Below are 16,682 nucleotides of genomic sequence, written 5' to 3'. Positions count from 1 at the left end.
GTTTAGAGAGTGCTCTTTAATATTTTAAAGTTAAGAAACTAGAAAGAATAGTTTAAACCTAACATCCAATAAGTTTGTAAATCATTATCTATGTTATCAAATGTTGGAGTTGGATCTCCAGCTTCAACATTTCCAAGAGCATAATTCAAAGCTTCTTGTTTGTTTTTTCTTAATCCTAAGTCAAAACCTACACCAATTTTTTTCCAAAGTGTATAACCAAATGAGTTGGTCCATGTCCAGTTAGAATAATCAGAACTTTCATAACTAGCAAAAGCTGAAAGATTAGTTTTAAAGCTAATTGGGCCTAATTGTTTTGTATAGTCAACCACAATCTTTGCACCTAAAGAAGATTCAAAAACTGCATCACCTTTACTAAATACGAAATTATAGTTTAAAGGGTGTACTACCACTACCATATCTGTAATTGGTGTCCAAGTTGCACCAACACCTAAGTCTAAATAACCAGGATCATTAAAGTTGTTTAAAATAGTAGTTCTATACTCACCTAAGCCAGAAATAGCAAATTTTGGACTAAGTTTATAACCATATAATGATGTAATAGTGAACACATCATTGGCTTCTTCAAATTTGTCACTATCTGATGGATCATCTTTATCGTCTAATTTAACCCAAGAAAGATTAATATTTCCAGAATTTCTCCAGAAAAATTTTGGTTTATCTAAATTGGCATAAGCGTTTACAGTAAACCCAATATTACCTGTTGAAGAATTGGCTACCCCTTTAGCATACCAATTATCATATTCAGAAATACTTCCTCCAATAGTACCAAACGCACCTTTCTTCCATCCAGGAAAAGCATCAATTTGACTTTGCAAGGCGTTAACTCTTGCTTGAATAGCTGCAACAGAATCTTTTTTAGCTGCTTGCTCTGCCATTAACTCTTCCCGAGTTTGTGCATAAGTGCTTGTTACTACAAACATTACCACTAATGCTAATACAATTTTTTTCATGATTTTTAATTTAAGTTTTTATTTTGAGCGTGCAAAAGTAAACAATTTTAATTATTTCTATTTACTAGAAAATTAAAAAAGAAAATTACTTGCGTCTTTTAAAAAGCGGAACAGTAGAGCATGCTTCACCAAACATAATGGTTTTAGCAACTGGCACTAATTTTTCAATCAATTGTACTGAAGCTGTTTCTGGAATAGATTTTTCAGAACATCCTTTAATAATAATTGGTTTATCTTGATACTGACTAAAATCTAAATTATTAATAATATCTTGAAATATTGAAGTCTCTAACTGTTCTAAATTACCAACTACTAATTTTTTACTAAATGAACTAATATTGGTAGCAATTAATAAATATGCCCATGAAGGCACAATAGCATCAGTTGTACAGGTTAATGCTACAAACTTATTTTTATATTGCTCCCAATTATGATTTTTAACACGTTCTCTAAAGTCCTTTTCCCTCAATATTAGTCCTTGATTTAACCATTTACTAATATCAAATAGAACCCTCTCCCCTTCGGGATAAAAATCTTCTAAATCAATAGTGATCAACTTGCTATTAGCAACTCTATTTACAATTTCATCAGCCATTTATAAAAAGCCTAGTTCTAAACGAGCCTCTTCACTCATCATGTCTTGTGACCAAGTTGGGTCAAAAGTTATTTCTACTTCTGCATCTTTTACTTCTTCTAATACTTTTACTTTTTCTTCAACTTCTACAGGTAATGTTTCTGCAACAGGACAGTTTGGTGAAGTTAATGTCATTAATATTTTAACCTCTCTGTTTTCATTAACAAAAACATCATAAATTAAACCTAATTCATAAATATCTACCGGAATTTCCGGATCATAAATGGTTTTTAAAACCGTAACTACCTTATCTCCTAATTGTTGAACTTCTAACTCTGTCATCTCTATCGTTCTTTAAAATGATTCTAAATAAGCACAAAGATAGTAGTTTTTTAAATATGAATTTAAAATCTCTTTCACTTATAAAATCGTTTTACAACTAAATTTTTATATCAGTTTAATTATTTTTGGTTTGATATGCCACCGCATACAACTTCAATTGTTTAATCATAGCAACCAATCCATTTGCTCTTGTAGGCGACAAATGCTCTTTTAAACCAATTTCATCTATAAAATTAGTATCAGCATTTAAAATTTCTTGAGGCGTATGATTTGAAAAAACACGTAATAAAAGAGCAATAATTCCTTTTGTTAAAATAGCATCACTATCTGCGGTATACACAATTTTATCATCTTTAACATCTGCCTTTAGCCAAACTTTTGACTGACATCCTTTAATAATATTATCTTCGGTTTTATATTTTTGATCAATAAGAGGAACAGATTTACCTAAATCAATTATGTATTCATACCGTTGCATCCAATCTTCAAACATAGAAAATTCGTCAATAATTTCTTCTTGTATTTCTTTTATAGTCATATTTAAAAGTTATTTTTGCAAAGATAGGGAAAAGACGTAGTACAGTATCGTCAAAAACCTTGAGTATTAAATTTTCGAACATAGAATATATTATGAGTAAACTATTAATTGTAGGTACAGTAGCTTTTGACAAAATTGAAACACCATTTGGTAAAACTGATAAAATTTTAGGTGGTGCAGCTACATTTATCAGCCTTTCTGCTTCTCAATTTAATGTCGATTCTGGAATTGTTTCAGTAGTTGGTGATGATTTTCCTGAAGGATATTTAGAAATGCTAAAAAGTAAAAACATTAATACTTCTGGAATTGAAATTGTAAAAGGAGGCAAAACTTTCTTTTGGAGCGGTAAATATCATAATGATATGAATACAAGAGATACTTTAATTACCGAATTAAATACCTTAGCTGATTTTAATCCAGTTGTACCCGATAATTTTAAAAATACAGATTTTTTAATGTTAGGTAATTTACATCCTTCAGTACAAATGTCTGTAATTAATCAGATACCAAACCGACCAAAGCTAGTAGTACTAGATACAATGAACTTTTGGATGGATAATGAATGGGATGAATTAATTGAAGTAATTAAAAAAGTTGATGTTATTACAATTAATGATGAAGAAGCAAGACAATTAAGTGGAGAATATTCTTTAGTAAAAGCGGCCCAAAAAATTTCAGCCATGGGTCCTCAATATGTAGTAATTAAAAAAGGAGAACATGGAGCTTTATTATTTAATAAGGAAAATATCTTTTTTGCCCCTGCTCTTCCTTTAGAAGAAGTTTTTGACCCAACTGGTGCTGGAGATACTTTTGCAGGTGGTTTTATAGGATATTTAGCACAAAGTAAAGATATTTCTTTTGCAAACATGAAAAATGCTGTTATCTACGGTTCTAATATGGCTTCTTTTTGTGTAGAAAAATTTGGAACCAGAAGAATGGAAGGGTTAAAAAAAGAAGAAATTCATAGACGTTTAGGTCAATTTAAAGAGCTAACCCAATTTGAAATAGAATTAAGTTAATGATATACCGTATTTTTATGCGGTTTTTTTTATTAAAAATTTAAATAATGAGTGACGCCATTAAACACGAATGTGGAATTGCATTAGTAAGATTATTAAAACCATTATCTTATTATCAAAAAAAATACTCCACTTCCTTTTACGCCATTAATAAAATGTACTTATTAATGGAAAAACAGCATAATCGTGGTCAAGACGGGGCTGGTTTTGCAAGTGTAAAATTTGATGTAGAACCTGGTACTCGTTTTATGAGTCGAGTACGATCTAACGAACCCTCTCCTATTCAAGATATTTTCGCTCAGATTAATAACCGATTAAATAAAGAATTAGAGAAAAATCCATCAAAAAAAGATGATGTTCAATGGCAAATAGAAAATATACCTTATGTAGGTAATGTATTTTTGGGTCATGTACGTTATGGAACTTTTGGTAGAAATAGTATTGAGAGTGTTCATCCTTTTTTACGTCAAAATAACTGGAAACATAAAAACCTCATTGTTGCTGGTAACTTTAATATGACCAACTCTAATGAATTACTAGAAGAGTTAATTGAGCTTGGCCAACATCCTAAAGAAAATACTGATACCGTTACTGTAATGGAAAAAATCGGACATTTTTTAGATGATGAAGTTGGAAAGTTATATCAAAAATGTAAAGAAAGAAATATTTCTAAAAGAAATGCCTCTTCTGTAATTGAAGAAGAGCTTGATGTTAAAAAAATACTACAAAGAGCCTCTAAAAATTGGGATGGCGGTTATGCAATGGCTGGTTTATTAGGTCATGGTGATGCTTTTGTTCTAAGAGACCCGTCAGGGATTAGACCAGCTTACTACTATAAAGATGATGAGGTTGTAGTAGTTGCTTCTGAAAGACCAGTAATACAAACAGCCTTTAATGTTCCGTTTAATGAGGTGAAAGAATTAGAACGAGCACATGCCTTAATCATTAAGAAAAATGGCTCCGTTTCAATAGAGCAAATATTAGAACAACGCGAAAAAAAATCTTGTTCTTTTGAACGTATCTATTTTTCAAGAGGAAGCGATGCTGAAATTTATAAAGAACGTAAGGAATTAGGAAAACTCATTTTTCCAGCAATATTGAAAAATATTGATAACGATATTGATAACACCGTTTTCTCCTACATTCCAAATACTGCAGAAACTTCATTTTTTGGAATTTCTGAAGCAGCAGAAGATTATTTAAATAAATTTAAGTTAAAAAGAATTTTAGAAGGACAGCGTAATTTGTCATTAAAAAAAGTAACTCAAATTTTATCAGAGCGACCTAGAATTGAAAAAATTGCCATAAAAGATGCAAAATTGCGAACTTTTATTGCTGATGATAATAGTCGTGACGACTTGGTAGCTCACGTTTATGATGTAACCTACGGCGTTGTAAAACCAACTGATAATCTAGTAATTATTGACGATAGTATTGTAAGAGGAACAACCCTTAAAAAAAGTATTATAAAAATACTAGATAGGCTTAACCCTAAAAAAATTGTAATTGTTTCATCAGCTCCTCAAATTAGATATCCTGATTGTTATGGTATTGATATGGCAAAATTAGAAGAGTTTATTGCTTTTAAAGCAACTTTAGAATTACTAAAAGAAACCAATCAGTACGATATAGTAGAAAAAGTTTACAAAAAGTGTAAACAACAAGATCAGCTAGAAGATGATCAGATTGAAAACTACGTAAAAGAAATTTACAATTTATTTACCGTTGAACAAATTTCTGATAAAGTAGCTAAAATGCTAAAAACCAAAAACGTAAATGCCGAAATAAGAGTAATTTTTCAACCTTTAGAAAATTTACATAAAGCTTGTCCAAAAAATGCTGGCGATTGGTATTTTAGTGGCGATTATCCTACAGTTGGAGGTACAAAAGTAGTAAATAGAGCGTTTATTAATTTTTACGAAGGAAATAACAAAAGAGCTTATTAATAAAGTTTCTATGCTTTAACAAAAATGGTTAATTGGTTTTACTGATTAACCATAACCTTTTTCTTTATTCAGTTCTAAATCATAGAAAACCAATTATTTAGCACTTTAAAATACTTTGGCATTTAAATTGCAATTCTATGTTACAAAAAGTATATTATGAAAAATCCTTTAACCATATTATCTAGTATTTTACTAGTAACGCTATTTAACAACTGTGCTAGTAGTCAATTTGATAAAAAGCCACCATTCACTGTTAAAAATGCTGAGTTTAATAAAGTAATTGATAACACACCAAATTCTAATAAAACTTTAGTTGCTATAACGTTTACTGATAAAGTTGATCAAAACATAAAGTTCGATTCTATATATTATAACAATAAAGCTACAGCAGCAACTGTTACCTTAAGTGATTATAAAACTGTTTTATCTGGCCAATTTATCGAATCAGATTTTAAAGATAGACTTCTTGTTTTAGATAAAAATCCAAAAAATGAATTTGGAAATAGACCACCTTCTTCAACAAAAAAATTACCTTTTGAATTGGAAACTAATGCCTGCGTTATAAGCTATACCATTAATAATAAACAGCATTATTTTAAAATTGATTCACTGCAAAAAGGGGAATCTATAAACCGTAACTAAAATTTTTGGCATAACTTTTGGGTTATATCTACTACATTTAAAAATATGCTTATGAAAGCTTTAAAAATTATTACCATACTTTTCTTAACTACAACGTTAATTACATCTTGTGTAGTGCATGATGATATTTATGATGATTCCATAACTTTAGAACAATTGGTAACATCTTATGATTTATGGTACATCGATTATAATAGTACTACAGGAAGTATTGACATTCCATTCTTATCAAAAGCATTTACCCTTTCTTTTCAAAACGGTAGATTGTTAGCTAATAATAATATGGTTGGCTTAGGTAGTGTAGGTAATGGTTATGGAGATCATATTGGCTATTACGAAACTATTAATGGTGTTTTAGAAATTGATCATAATGAAGATGGTTTTATAGACTTAGAAGTAATACAATTATCAGGTAATGAAATAAAATTAAGAGATACATATACCAACACATCGTATTATTTAATCGGATACCAAAAAAACAATTTTGATTATGATTTTGTCTTTTATGATAACATCGAATACTTTTTGCAAGAATATGTAGCTTGGGCAAAAACGAATACAAGTGCACAAGGAGCTATTAATGAGTTTGATAATGAAAATTTCTTGAAATTTACTCCTGAACAAACTACTACTTTTAGGTCATCTAAAGATCCTTTTGGCACGAATATTGATGATTTATACTGGGATTATGTAGGAGGTTATGAAGTCTTTGATGTAGAGGGTTATGACAATCTAAAAATTTTAACATTAGATTATGATTTCTCGGGCAATGAAGAGTTTGAATTAACCGTTTATAGTGATAGTGAAATTGATTTGTATCATATAGCATCAGGAACTACATATACATTCAACGGTCAAGGCAATATCATATATAAAATGGCTGTTGAAAAAGGAAAAATTCCTGAAACAAGAAAGCGATTTAAAACAAATCGTAAAACAAAAAAAAGAAATAGATAAACTCTCTTTCATTACATTGTAGAGAGTACACTATAAAGATAAGGTTTGGTTAGTTGATTTTGGTTGATTAAATTCAACCATACCCGCCCCGATAACTCGGGGCGGTTTTTTTATATAAATATAGCATGTTAATCAGCTATGTTCTATTTTTATACTTGGTATTAATTTTTTACTTTACAGGTCTAATAAAGCGTATTCTTTCCTTTATATCATTTCTAAATATAAATTATCTATTAAAAATGCTAAACAAACGCCTCTTAATCAAAAATCTACTCGCTTATAATGACGAGAATAGTTTTTATGATAAAAAAGTACAGTTAAATCTGGACTCAAAAGAAGGGAAAGCTAAGTTTTTAAAGCACGTTTGTGCATTATCGAACTCCAATCCAGAAAACAATTCATTTATTGTAATTGGTGTAGAAGATGAAAGCAATAAAATTATAGGTGTAGACTTTTATGACGATAGCAAAATTCAAAATTTAATTAATGCCTATTTTAACAATCCTCCCAACATACAATATGAAAATATTGCTTTTCCAAGATTACCTCGCTATAAAGTTGTAGGATTGGTAACTATAAATCCAATAAAAAAAATTACTTCTTTAAAAAAAGGAATTTGGAAATATTCTAAAAATAGTATTTTTATTAGACAAGGAAGTATTTCAATTCCAGTACATAAAGTAACTTTAAAAAACACCAATAAAATAATAGTTGAAGCCATTGAAAAAAATGCCACCAACAATATAAAATTAACCTTAGACGGTGTTTTTGATTTTATTAATGAACACCAACCAGAACTTAATCCATCATATATTGTTTTTAAAGATCATTTTGTCTTGTGTTGGGCTGGAATACAAAAAAAAATAGAAGGCAAAACACTATACTCTAGGGTTGACATTGAGCTAATTAACGAACAAATAAGGCTTTTTTATTCAGCATTTGATGAGGTAGAAATCGATTTCAACCAACACTCTTTTATTATTACAGAATACATACACCTAGGTATAAATTTACCAAAAGCAACTAAAGAAGCTCCTTCACTATACCCGTTAGAAAAAACAATCATAAATTTTAAAGAAAATGGAACTTACAAAATAGCCACAGAACTACTTTTTAATCCTCCTACTTTTGATATAGTTGTATTAAAACATTTATTTAATAGTAATAATACTATATTAAAGAAGCTAAAAAAAGGAATACAACTTACTGCCACCGAAGCGGCCGATTTAGAGCAATTACCCACAACCTATTTAATATGCCATTTAAACGGGTTTAACAGCATAAAAGAACAATTAGAAGTAGCTAAACCATTCTTACGAAAACTGAAAGATAAAACAGCCTATATAAAACTAAAAGATGCTCTACGTGTTTTGAGGAAATTGCGTTACAATAAGTAATTGTTATTTCAACGTTCTCACATAATTTACAACATCCCAACGTTGTTCTTCTGTAAGTATTGGCCCCCATTTAATCATATCATTTCTACCATTTGTAACCTTCCAAAAAATCTCACCATCAGTTTGAGATTGTACCATTTTAGAAACTAAGTTTTGAGGTTTTGGACTCAATGCTTTACCTCCAATACCGTCTCCTTTTCCTGTGGTACCATGACAAATCATACAACGTGTTTTAAAAATTTTTGCTCCTCGTTTAATAGATTCAGCTTTATCAGCTGAACTAACAGGGTTTTTCAGTTTTTTTGCTCCTTCTGGGGCTGTCCAACGATCTTCTTGAAATGTAAAGCTCATAAAGCCCACTATAATGATTAAACCTAATATATAAAGTAATTTTGTTTTCATCTTATGCTATTTATATTCGTTGAAAAATGAATTTTACATAAAAAAATAGTTGTTTAAAATTTTAATTATGCTCCTTTCATATTCTGTATATGTATATCGTATTATTAGACAATGTATGTCAAATTCTATACCAAATCAATGATAAATGTATAAAACCCTGTTCAAATAAGAACGAATTTTGGCAATAATTATTCTTAAACCGTACTTAATTAGTTAATTTTAAGCCATGAAATAAACATTATTATATTCTAAAAAATTTCAATTTAGAATATTATTTTAAATAAATCTGTAATTATTGACTACGTACTTATTCATTAATGCATTTATTAACAGACAATTAACAAAACATTAACCTCGTGAAAAAAACAGCATTTATCACTGGAGCAACTAGTGGAATTGGTTTAGCAACCGCAAATGAATTTGCCAAACATAATATAAAATTAATACTTTGTGGAAGACGAAAAGAACGTTTAGAAGCATTAAAAAATCAATTAGAGAAAAAAACAGAGGTTTTTACCTTAACTTTTGATGTAGCTGACAAAAATGCAGTTTCTGAAGCTATTTCTTCTTTACCAAACGACTTTAAACACATTGATATTTTAATTAATAATGCTGGAAATGCTCATGGATTAGATCCTATTGAGAGTGGTAATATAGAGGACTGGGATGCCATGATGGATATTAATGTAAAAGGGTTATTATATGTTAGTAAAGCTATTATTCCGCAAATGGTAGCCAGAAAAAGTGGACAAATTATAAATATTGGTTCATCTGCAGGCAAAGAAGTTTACCCAAAAGGGAATGTGTATTGTGGTAGTAAACATGCCGTTTTAGCTATAACAGAAGGTATGCGGATTGACTTGAACCCTTACGGAATAAAAGTAGGGGCAGTAAATCCTGGATTAGTAGAAACGGAATTTTCAAAAGTTAGATTTAAAGGAGATGCTATTGCTGATACTGTTTATAAAGGTTATAAAGCCTTACAAGCTGTAGATATTGCGGAAATTATTTATTTTGCAGTTTCCAGACCTCCACATGTAAACATTGCAGATATTTTAGTTTTTTGTACTGCTCAAGCCAATAGTACAATAGTAAAAAAGGATTTATAATTAGGAAAAATCCCTTATAAATTCAAGGTTTTTTCCTATTGACATTCTTTGATAAATCAACGTAGTTTGTGTTGATTCTTAAAAATCAATTTGATATAAACCTTGATTCAATTCTTATTTTTACGGGAGAAACAAGGTTTATTTATTATTTTTTGAAACCCTTCCATTCTTTTATCGTTTATAAATACAAACCAAAAGACTTAAATGCCTAATAATCTTAAAAAACTAATTGAACAGTCTAAAAAGGGAAATAAACGATCTCAGCTAAAGCTCTATGATAGTTATTGTGATGCTATGTTTAATGTAGCTTGTCGTTATTTAAAAAATGAAGAAGAAGCTAAAGATGCTATGCAAGAAAGCTTTTTAAAAGCTTTTTTAAAATTAGATACTTTTAAAGAAACAATAAGTTTTGGTGCTTGGTTAAAAAAAATTGTAATCAATTATTGTATTGACGTTCTAAAACAAAAAAAATTAGAAACGGTTTCAATAGAAAATATTCCATCAGAAATAAGTAATGATGATAATGACTGGAAATTTGAAACAACAATTACCAAACAACAAATTATTAACGCTATAGAAAACATACCTACAAAGTATAGTTTGGTTTTAAAACTTTATTTAATAGAAGGATATGATCATATTGAGATTTCCGAAATACTAAAAATTGCAATAAAAACTTCAAGAACACAATTACGACGAGGAAAACTAATGTTAAAAGAAAAACTTAAAACAAAAATGTATGAAGCGAGATATTAGAGAATTATTTAATGATATTGAAACTGAGGGTAAAAAATTACCTAAAAATCATAGAATGGAATTTATTGAAAAACTAAATTTTTCAACAATAGAAAAACCAAAAAAACGCCACTTAGGTCTATTTTTAAAAGTTGCTGCGTCAATAGCCTTGATAATAACTTTTGGATATTATATGATGAATCAAAAAAACTCAGAAATAAACAAACCAACATCTATACAAGTACAAGTACAACAAATTGAGAAAGATTATTTACAGCAAATTGACGATGAATGGAAAAACTTTGTTAGAGCAACAGACGACAAAGAATTAATTAAAGTATACCAACAAAAGCTAGATGATTTAAATGAAGATTATAAAGAATTATCTAAAAGCTTTAAAGAAAATACAAATAATGTTATGGTTCTAGAAGACTTAATTGGTAACCTACAAAACAGGTTACAATTACTTAAAGATATTCAAAATCACATTAAAATTTTAAATGAAAAAACAAATACTTATGAAACACTTACGCTATAAAATATTAATACTGTTCATTTTAGTATCCACAACAATAATAGCACAAAAACAAGTTGTTTATCAGAAAAGTTATGATGTAAACAAAAACTCAACCTTAAATTTAGATATAACTAATACTACAGTTGGGATAGAACATTCAACTGATGGCAAAATTCACTTTGACTATGGTCTAGAATTTGAGAACTATTCTAAAAAAGAAATAAAAAAAATTATTGATGGGATAAACATAAAAACTACACAAATAGGAGATTATATAAACCTTGAAGTAAACAGTGATACTAAGATTAATAGAGTAGATTATTCGTTTAAAGAAAATATTACGTTGGTTTATAAGCCAGACTCTACTGAAATAAATAAAAAAATAGATAAAAAAGAATATCGGAAATCTAAAGATTCTCTTTTAAGAGAAATAAGAAGTTTAGGAATGTCTGATTTAAAGAAATTTTTTAAAAGATTTTCAACTAAATACAATGGTAATAAAGAAAAGAAAATTAATACAAGTGATGTTAAGATAAAAATAAGTAGGTTTAGTATTAAAGTTCCTCCTAATGTCAATATTAAAATTAATGGAAACTCATCACAAATAACTTTCCTTAATGATGTTGATAGTGAAGTTAATATAAATTTAGATCGTGGATTTTTGCGAGCAAAATCTTTAACAAATAGTTTAAACCAAATAAATGTAAAAAATGCTGTTTTTGAAGCTGAAAAAATAACAGGTACAAAATATACGCTTAATAATGTCTCTAAATGTCTAATTGGGGAAATGTCCAATACCCTTTTAAAAACAGAAGTTTCAAGAATAGAAATTGGTGAGGTTCAGCAAAATGTAGAATTTAACGATTTTAATAGTGAGTATTTCTTTTACAATTACGCTCCCAATTTTAATAAAGTTTCATTTATAGGACAATATTCTAAAGTTCATTTCCATGAATCCTTATTAAGTTATACGCTAAAGGTATTCGGTAATAATACGGTATTTCACATGGGAGATAAAGAACTTAAATTTGGTCCTAAAAAAGATGGTCTAAAAAGTTTAATGTTAGAAATTAAAAAACAACCAGAAAAAAAATCATCAGGCAATATCGATTTTGATATAGTTAATGGTATTATGTACGTAAATATACTCAAAGACAATGAATAAAAAAGACCTCACAGGTTTTTGAAACCTGTGAGGTCTACTATATGTTTAAAATATTTATTACTAATTTAATTTATAAATCAAATTTAATACCTTGTGCTAACGGTAAATCTTCAGTATAATTAATTGTATTTGTTTGGCGTCTCATATAGACTTTCCAAGCATCAGAACCAGATTCACGTCCACCACCTGTTTCTTTTTCACCACCAAAAGCTCCACCTATTTCTGCTCCAGAAGTACCAATATTTACATTAGCAATTCCACAATCAGAACCTGCATGAGATAAAAAGCGTTCAGCTTCTCGTAAATTATTGGTCATAATTGCAGAAGACAATCCTTGAACAACACCATTTTGAATTTCAATAGCATTTTCTACACCTCCTGAATATTTTAACAAATACAATATTGGAGCAAATGTTTCATTTTGTACTATTTCAAAATGAGGTTCAGCCTCAGCAATAGCAGGTTTTACATAACAACCACTTTCATATCCCTCTCCAGAAAGCACTCCTCCTTCAACAATAATTTTACCTCCTTCTTCAACTACTTTTTTAAGAGCATTTTTATACATTTTAACAGCATCTTTGTCAATTAATGGTCCAACATGATTGCTTTCATCTAAAGGATTGCCTATTCGTAATTGTTTGTAAGCATCTGAAATTGCTTTTGTTACTTTATCATAAATACTTTCGTGAATTATTAAACGTCTTGTAGAAGTACATCTTTGTCCGCAAGTACCTACAGCTCCAAATACCGCTCCAATAACTGTCATTTTAATATCAGCATCAGGTGTTACAATAATGGCATTATTGCCTCCTAATTCTAGTAATGATTTTCCCAATCGTTTTGCAACTTCCTGAGCCACTATTTTTCCCATTCTTATAGACCCTGTAGCTGAAATCAATGAAACTTGTCTATCTTTAGTCATAAACTCTCCTACCTTATAGTCACCATTAATAAGATTACAAATTCCTTCAGGTAAATTATTCTCTTTAAAAACCTCAGCTGCAATATTTTGGCATGCAATACCACATAAAGGAGCTTTTTCTGAAGGTTTCCAAACACAAACATCACCACAAATCCAAGCTAAAGCCGTATTCCATGCCCACACCGCTACCGGAAAATTAAAAGCCGAGATAATACCTACTACACCTAAAGGATGGTATTGTTCATACATTCTATGTCCTGGACGTTCACTATGCATGGTAAACCCATGTAATTGACGTGATAATCCTACGGCAAAATCACAGATATCAATCATTTCTTGAACTTCACCAAGACCTTCTTGATAACTTTTACCCATTTCATAAGAAACTAATTTTCCTAAAGCTTCCTTTTTCTCTCTTAGTTTTTCCCCAAACTGTCTAACAATTTCACCACGTTGCGGAGCAGGTTTTAATCGCCAAGATTTAAAAGCTTCTGTTGCTACTTCCATTACTTTTTCATAATCCTCTGCTGTGGTAGATTTTACTTTTCCAATCAATTGTCCATCTACAGGAGAATAAGATTCAATATAATTACCATTTGCAAAATTATTACTACCTGTTGAAGAACCATTGTTTATATCTTTTACACCTAATTGATCTAGGGCTTGTTTTATGCCAAAATCTGCTGCTACTAAAGTCATTATTATAAGTTTTTAATTGAAATAGCTAATCTACAAAATTTAATAATAAAGTAAAGAAATACTAAGTAAGTTGTTCTTATTATCAAATACTCAATTTCTAGAATTATTCTTTAGGGATTTATACTATTATTTCTTTAAGTTACAATTCTATAACAAAAAAAGCCACGCTTTTTGCGTGGCTTTCCAGCTATATTTGGCAACCAACCAAATATAATTAACCAACTAAAACCTAAAATTTAATCCACCATAAATACCAAAGAAATAAGGTTTAAATCCACCTGAATTTTCCGAAAAAGTATTCAATTGGTATTTAAGCATGGGAGATGCGTTTATATATAAATATGAATTAAGATTGTAATTTAAATCAATTCCTATATTACCACTAAAATTTAAATCGTTAAGGTTTGAAGCCTCACCTAACGAGCTTTTTTTTCCGAAAGAAGTTATTGAAATATCATTATCATATAAAAAATAAGTACTAAAACCTCCTACAATATTTACACCTACTTTATTTTGTATAATAGCATATTTGGCTTCTAAAGGAACTTCAACATAACTAAAAGATTGTTGCAAACTTCCATTTTTATCAAATGGAGATTTTTGACTATACATTTCTGAATTTTGAACAGTAGTTGAAGAAACTTGTAATACAGCCCCAACATCAGAACTAATATTAGTTCTAGACTTATCTAATAAAGTTGATGAAGCAATTACGGAAACATTTTCAGTAGCATAACTCAAATCTACGTTTCTAATACCAGACTGTAAGCTTAATTTATTTGAAATTTTATAATTAACCTTTAATCCGTAAGAAATAGAATTGTTACTGGTTTTATTATTAGATGCCAATGACGGATCAATAGGAGAACCTTTACTTGACGAATTTAGATAAACTGGACCAATAGCTGAACCAATTGACCATTTTTTATCATTTACAGTTACAATTTTAGTCTCTTGTTTTTGATTCTCTAATTTTTCTATTAAATCAGATTTTTCTTCTTCTTTATTTTCTAAGGCAGTAATAACATTAGATTTTTCATTATCTATTTGCGTTGTTATTTTACTTTCTTCAATGGTAATTTTATCTTCTATTTGTTTTCCACTGTTTTCTTTTAAAGAAGCAACAGCATCAATTGTATTATCTTTTGAACTTGTTACTATTTTTTGATTTTTTGAATGGTTTTTAGGTTGGTACGTAGTAATTAATTTATCTTCAGTTTTCTCAGAAACATCATATGACTTTATATAATTTTGAGTATTTCCTCCATTTTCATCATCAATAGCATCATTATTACTTGAAGATTTACTATCTTTTATAAGAGCATCATTTTTATCTGAATCAGTAATGCTATTAGTATCTGGTATTATTGGTGTTGATTGATTATTGTTATTAAGCACAAATACAACAGAAAATAACAACACTAAAATTGCCGCTGCACCACCATACCTCAACCACAGCGGTATAATTCTTTTCTTCTTCTTTTTAGTCAGTTCTTTTTCAATGCCTTTCCAAACACTAGAATCAGGAAAAACTTCATAATCTTTAAATTTTTCTTGAAAAAGTCTATCAATATTTTTTTTGTCACTCATTGTTAAAGTGCTTCATTTTTATTTAATTGATTTGCCTCAATTTTATTTCTTAAAATTAACCTAGCTCTTGATAAATTTGATTTTGATGTACCTTCAGAAATATTTAACATTTTGGCTATTTCCTTATGAGGATAACCATCTAACACGTATAAGTTAAACACCAACCGATATCTTTCTGGTAATTCTTGTATTAACTTTAACAAAAAATCAAGAGAAACATCTTCATCATCTATATCTACATCAATTTCTTTATCAGGTATTTCTTCATTTACAAGACTTAAGACATTTTTTTTTCTATAAGATTGTAATGCTGTATTAATAACTATTCTTTTTAACCAACCTTCAAAAGAGCCTTTGAACTTATATTGTTCAATTTTTTTAAAAATAGTAATGAAACCATTATGTAAGTTATCTTGAGCTTCTTCATAATTTTTAGAATATTTCAGACAAAGCCCAAACAATTTACCAGCATAAAGCTGGTAAATTTGAGATTGGGCTTTTGTATCATTTTTCTTACAGTTATTTATGAGCTCTTTTAAACTCATTGGGTATTTAATGTGTTAATTATTACATTCTCTAATTTATTTCACTACCTATTTCTCTTTTATAACACGTTAAAATTATTGACTTTAGCTAATATATTATATTTAATCTTAAAAAATAAAAAGTTGTCAATAAAGAAATCCGTTAACACTCTAATTATTCAACTACTGGTACAGTTACATCTTCAAAAATATCATTATCCTCGTCATCTTTTCCTTTCCAAAATCTAAAAGTATAATCTTCCATTTGCTCTACAGTTATCACAAATTCATACTCTTTTGTTACAACTGTATCTGTACATGTTCCTTCTGTATCAAATAAAGAGGTAATAGCAACAATTCTTGATGAACCATCATAATCATAATACAAATTATAAAAAGAGTGACAAGAATTAGGTAAATCATATTCAACTTTTAGGGTATATGACATGCCCAGTTCAAACTCATCAGGTACTACATACGATTTTATTGGTAATGTTTTAAGTACCAAGTTACTATCGTTATCGTCGTCTAAACTACATGAAACTAACGTAACAGCAACCAAAAAGGTTAGAAAAACTTTTTTAATCATAATATAATTTTATTTTTAATTTTTATTGTATATTAAGGATG

18 protein-coding genes are annotated in these 16,682 nt (G+C 29.0%); 9 read left to right on the top strand and 9 right to left on the bottom strand.

Annotation, left to right across the window (positions count from 1 at the left end; all coding sequences use genetic code 11):
* Positions 1 to 38: 38 nt before the first annotated feature.
* The 4 genes from EGM88_RS09260 to EGM88_RS09245 form a co-directional block, all read right to left on the bottom strand.
* The gene (locus EGM88_RS09260) at positions 39 to 971 is read right to left on the bottom strand and encodes a DUF3078 domain-containing protein (RefSeq protein WP_123897795.1); all 933 of its coding nucleotides are present in this window, start codon (positions 969 to 971) and stop codon (positions 39 to 41) included.
* Between the two features lie 85 nt (positions 972 to 1,056).
* Positions 1,057 to 1,566 carry a DUF2480 family protein gene (locus tag EGM88_RS09255; protein ID WP_123897793.1) on the bottom strand — a complete coding sequence of 170 codons (510 nt, stop codon included), beginning with the start codon at positions 1,564 to 1,566 and terminating at the stop codon, positions 1,057 to 1,059.
* Positions 1,567 to 1,887 (bottom strand): DUF59 domain-containing protein, encoded by a 321-nt coding sequence (locus EGM88_RS09250; RefSeq protein WP_123897791.1) that lies wholly within the window; start codon positions 1,885 to 1,887, stop codon positions 1,567 to 1,569.
* A gap of 115 nt (positions 1,888 to 2,002) precedes the next feature.
* Complete coding sequence (locus EGM88_RS09245; protein WP_123897789.1) at positions 2,003 to 2,425, bottom strand: SufE family protein; 423 nt, start codon at positions 2,423 to 2,425, stop codon at positions 2,003 to 2,005.
* 92 nt (positions 2,426 to 2,517) lie between these two features.
* Between EGM88_RS09245 and EGM88_RS09240 the strand changes: the two genes are divergently transcribed.
* The 5 genes from EGM88_RS09240 to EGM88_RS09220 all read left to right on the top strand — a co-directional run bounded on the left by EGM88_RS09240 (position 2,518) and on the right by EGM88_RS09220 (position 8,386).
* Entirely contained in the window at positions 2,518 to 3,444 is a 927-nt protein-coding gene (locus EGM88_RS09240) for a PfkB family carbohydrate kinase (protein WP_123897787.1), read from the top strand.
* A 47-nt stretch (positions 3,445 to 3,491) separates the two neighbouring features.
* Positions 3,492 to 5,390, top strand: a complete 1,899-nt coding sequence (locus tag EGM88_RS09235) for an amidophosphoribosyltransferase (RefSeq protein ID WP_123897785.1) — start codon at positions 3,492 to 3,494, stop codon at positions 5,388 to 5,390.
* Between the two features lie 156 nt (positions 5,391 to 5,546).
* Positions 5,547 to 6,032: a hypothetical protein gene (locus tag EGM88_RS09230; protein WP_123897784.1), complete on the top strand. Its 486-nt coding sequence runs from the start codon at positions 5,547 to 5,549 to the stop codon at positions 6,030 to 6,032.
* Between the two features lie 51 nt (positions 6,033 to 6,083).
* On the top strand, positions 6,084 to 6,989 hold the full coding sequence (locus tag EGM88_RS09225) for a class 1 isoprenoid biosynthesis enzyme (RefSeq protein WP_123897782.1): 906 nt from the start codon (positions 6,084 to 6,086) through the stop codon (positions 6,987 to 6,989).
* Positions 6,990 to 7,228: 239 nt separating this feature from the next.
* On the top strand, positions 7,229 to 8,386 hold the full coding sequence (locus tag EGM88_RS09220) for an ATP-binding protein (RefSeq protein WP_123897780.1): 1,158 nt from the start codon (positions 7,229 to 7,231) through the stop codon (positions 8,384 to 8,386).
* A gap of 3 nt (positions 8,387 to 8,389) precedes the next feature.
* On the opposite strand, the gene EGM88_RS09215 is transcribed toward EGM88_RS09220, so the two are convergent.
* A complete protein-coding gene (locus tag EGM88_RS09215; RefSeq protein WP_123897778.1) occupies positions 8,390 to 8,788 on the bottom strand; it encodes a c-type cytochrome in 399 nt (132 codons plus the stop codon).
* A gap of 356 nt (positions 8,789 to 9,144) precedes the next feature.
* On the opposite strand from EGM88_RS09215, the gene EGM88_RS09210 reads away from it, so the two are divergent.
* From EGM88_RS09210 to EGM88_RS09195, 4 genes are all read left to right on the top strand, one after another.
* Positions 9,145 to 9,897: an SDR family NAD(P)-dependent oxidoreductase gene (locus EGM88_RS09210; protein ID WP_123897776.1), complete on the top strand. Its 753-nt coding sequence runs from the start codon at positions 9,145 to 9,147 to the stop codon at positions 9,895 to 9,897.
* A 204-nt stretch (positions 9,898 to 10,101) separates the two neighbouring features.
* Positions 10,102 to 10,653, top strand: a complete 552-nt coding sequence (locus tag EGM88_RS09205) for an RNA polymerase sigma factor (RefSeq protein ID WP_123897774.1) — start codon at positions 10,102 to 10,104, stop codon at positions 10,651 to 10,653.
* Positions 10,637 to 11,170 (top strand): hypothetical protein, encoded by a 534-nt coding sequence (locus EGM88_RS09200; RefSeq protein WP_123897771.1) that lies wholly within the window; start codon positions 10,637 to 10,639, stop codon positions 11,168 to 11,170. Before EGM88_RS09205 ends, EGM88_RS09200 begins: the two co-directional genes overlap by 17 nt.
* Positions 11,151 to 12,314 carry a hypothetical protein gene (locus tag EGM88_RS09195; RefSeq protein WP_123897769.1) on the top strand — a complete coding sequence of 388 codons (1,164 nt, stop codon included), beginning with the start codon at positions 11,151 to 11,153 and terminating at the stop codon, positions 12,312 to 12,314. The genes EGM88_RS09200 and EGM88_RS09195 overlap by 20 nt, the downstream gene beginning before the upstream one ends.
* 70 nt (positions 12,315 to 12,384) lie before the next feature.
* On the opposite strand, the gene amaB is transcribed toward EGM88_RS09195, so the two are convergent.
* The 4 genes from amaB to EGM88_RS09175 form a co-directional block, all read right to left on the bottom strand.
* Positions 12,385 to 13,938: an L-piperidine-6-carboxylate dehydrogenase gene (amaB, locus tag EGM88_RS09190; RefSeq protein ID WP_123897767.1), complete on the bottom strand. Its 1,554-nt coding sequence runs from the start codon at positions 13,936 to 13,938 to the stop codon at positions 12,385 to 12,387.
* A gap of 222 nt (positions 13,939 to 14,160) precedes the next feature.
* Entirely contained in the window at positions 14,161 to 15,528 is a 1,368-nt protein-coding gene (locus EGM88_RS09185; RefSeq protein ID WP_123897765.1) for an outer membrane beta-barrel protein, read from the bottom strand.
* A gap of 2 nt (positions 15,529 to 15,530) precedes the next feature.
* Positions 15,531 to 16,073, bottom strand: a complete 543-nt coding sequence (locus tag EGM88_RS09180) for an RNA polymerase sigma factor (protein WP_123897763.1) — start codon at positions 16,071 to 16,073, stop codon at positions 15,531 to 15,533.
* A 154-nt stretch (positions 16,074 to 16,227) separates the two neighbouring features.
* A complete protein-coding gene (locus EGM88_RS09175) occupies positions 16,228 to 16,641 on the bottom strand; it encodes a hypothetical protein (RefSeq protein ID WP_123897761.1) in 414 nt (137 codons plus the stop codon).
* Positions 16,642 to 16,682 lie beyond the last annotated feature (41 nt).

Source organism: Aureibaculum marinum, assembly GCF_003813905.1.
GTDB lineage: Bacteria > Bacteroidota > Bacteroidia > Flavobacteriales > Flavobacteriaceae > Aureibaculum > Aureibaculum marinum.
Note: the sequence above shows the minus strand (reverse complement) of the source record. Positions and strands in the feature narration are given on the sequence as shown.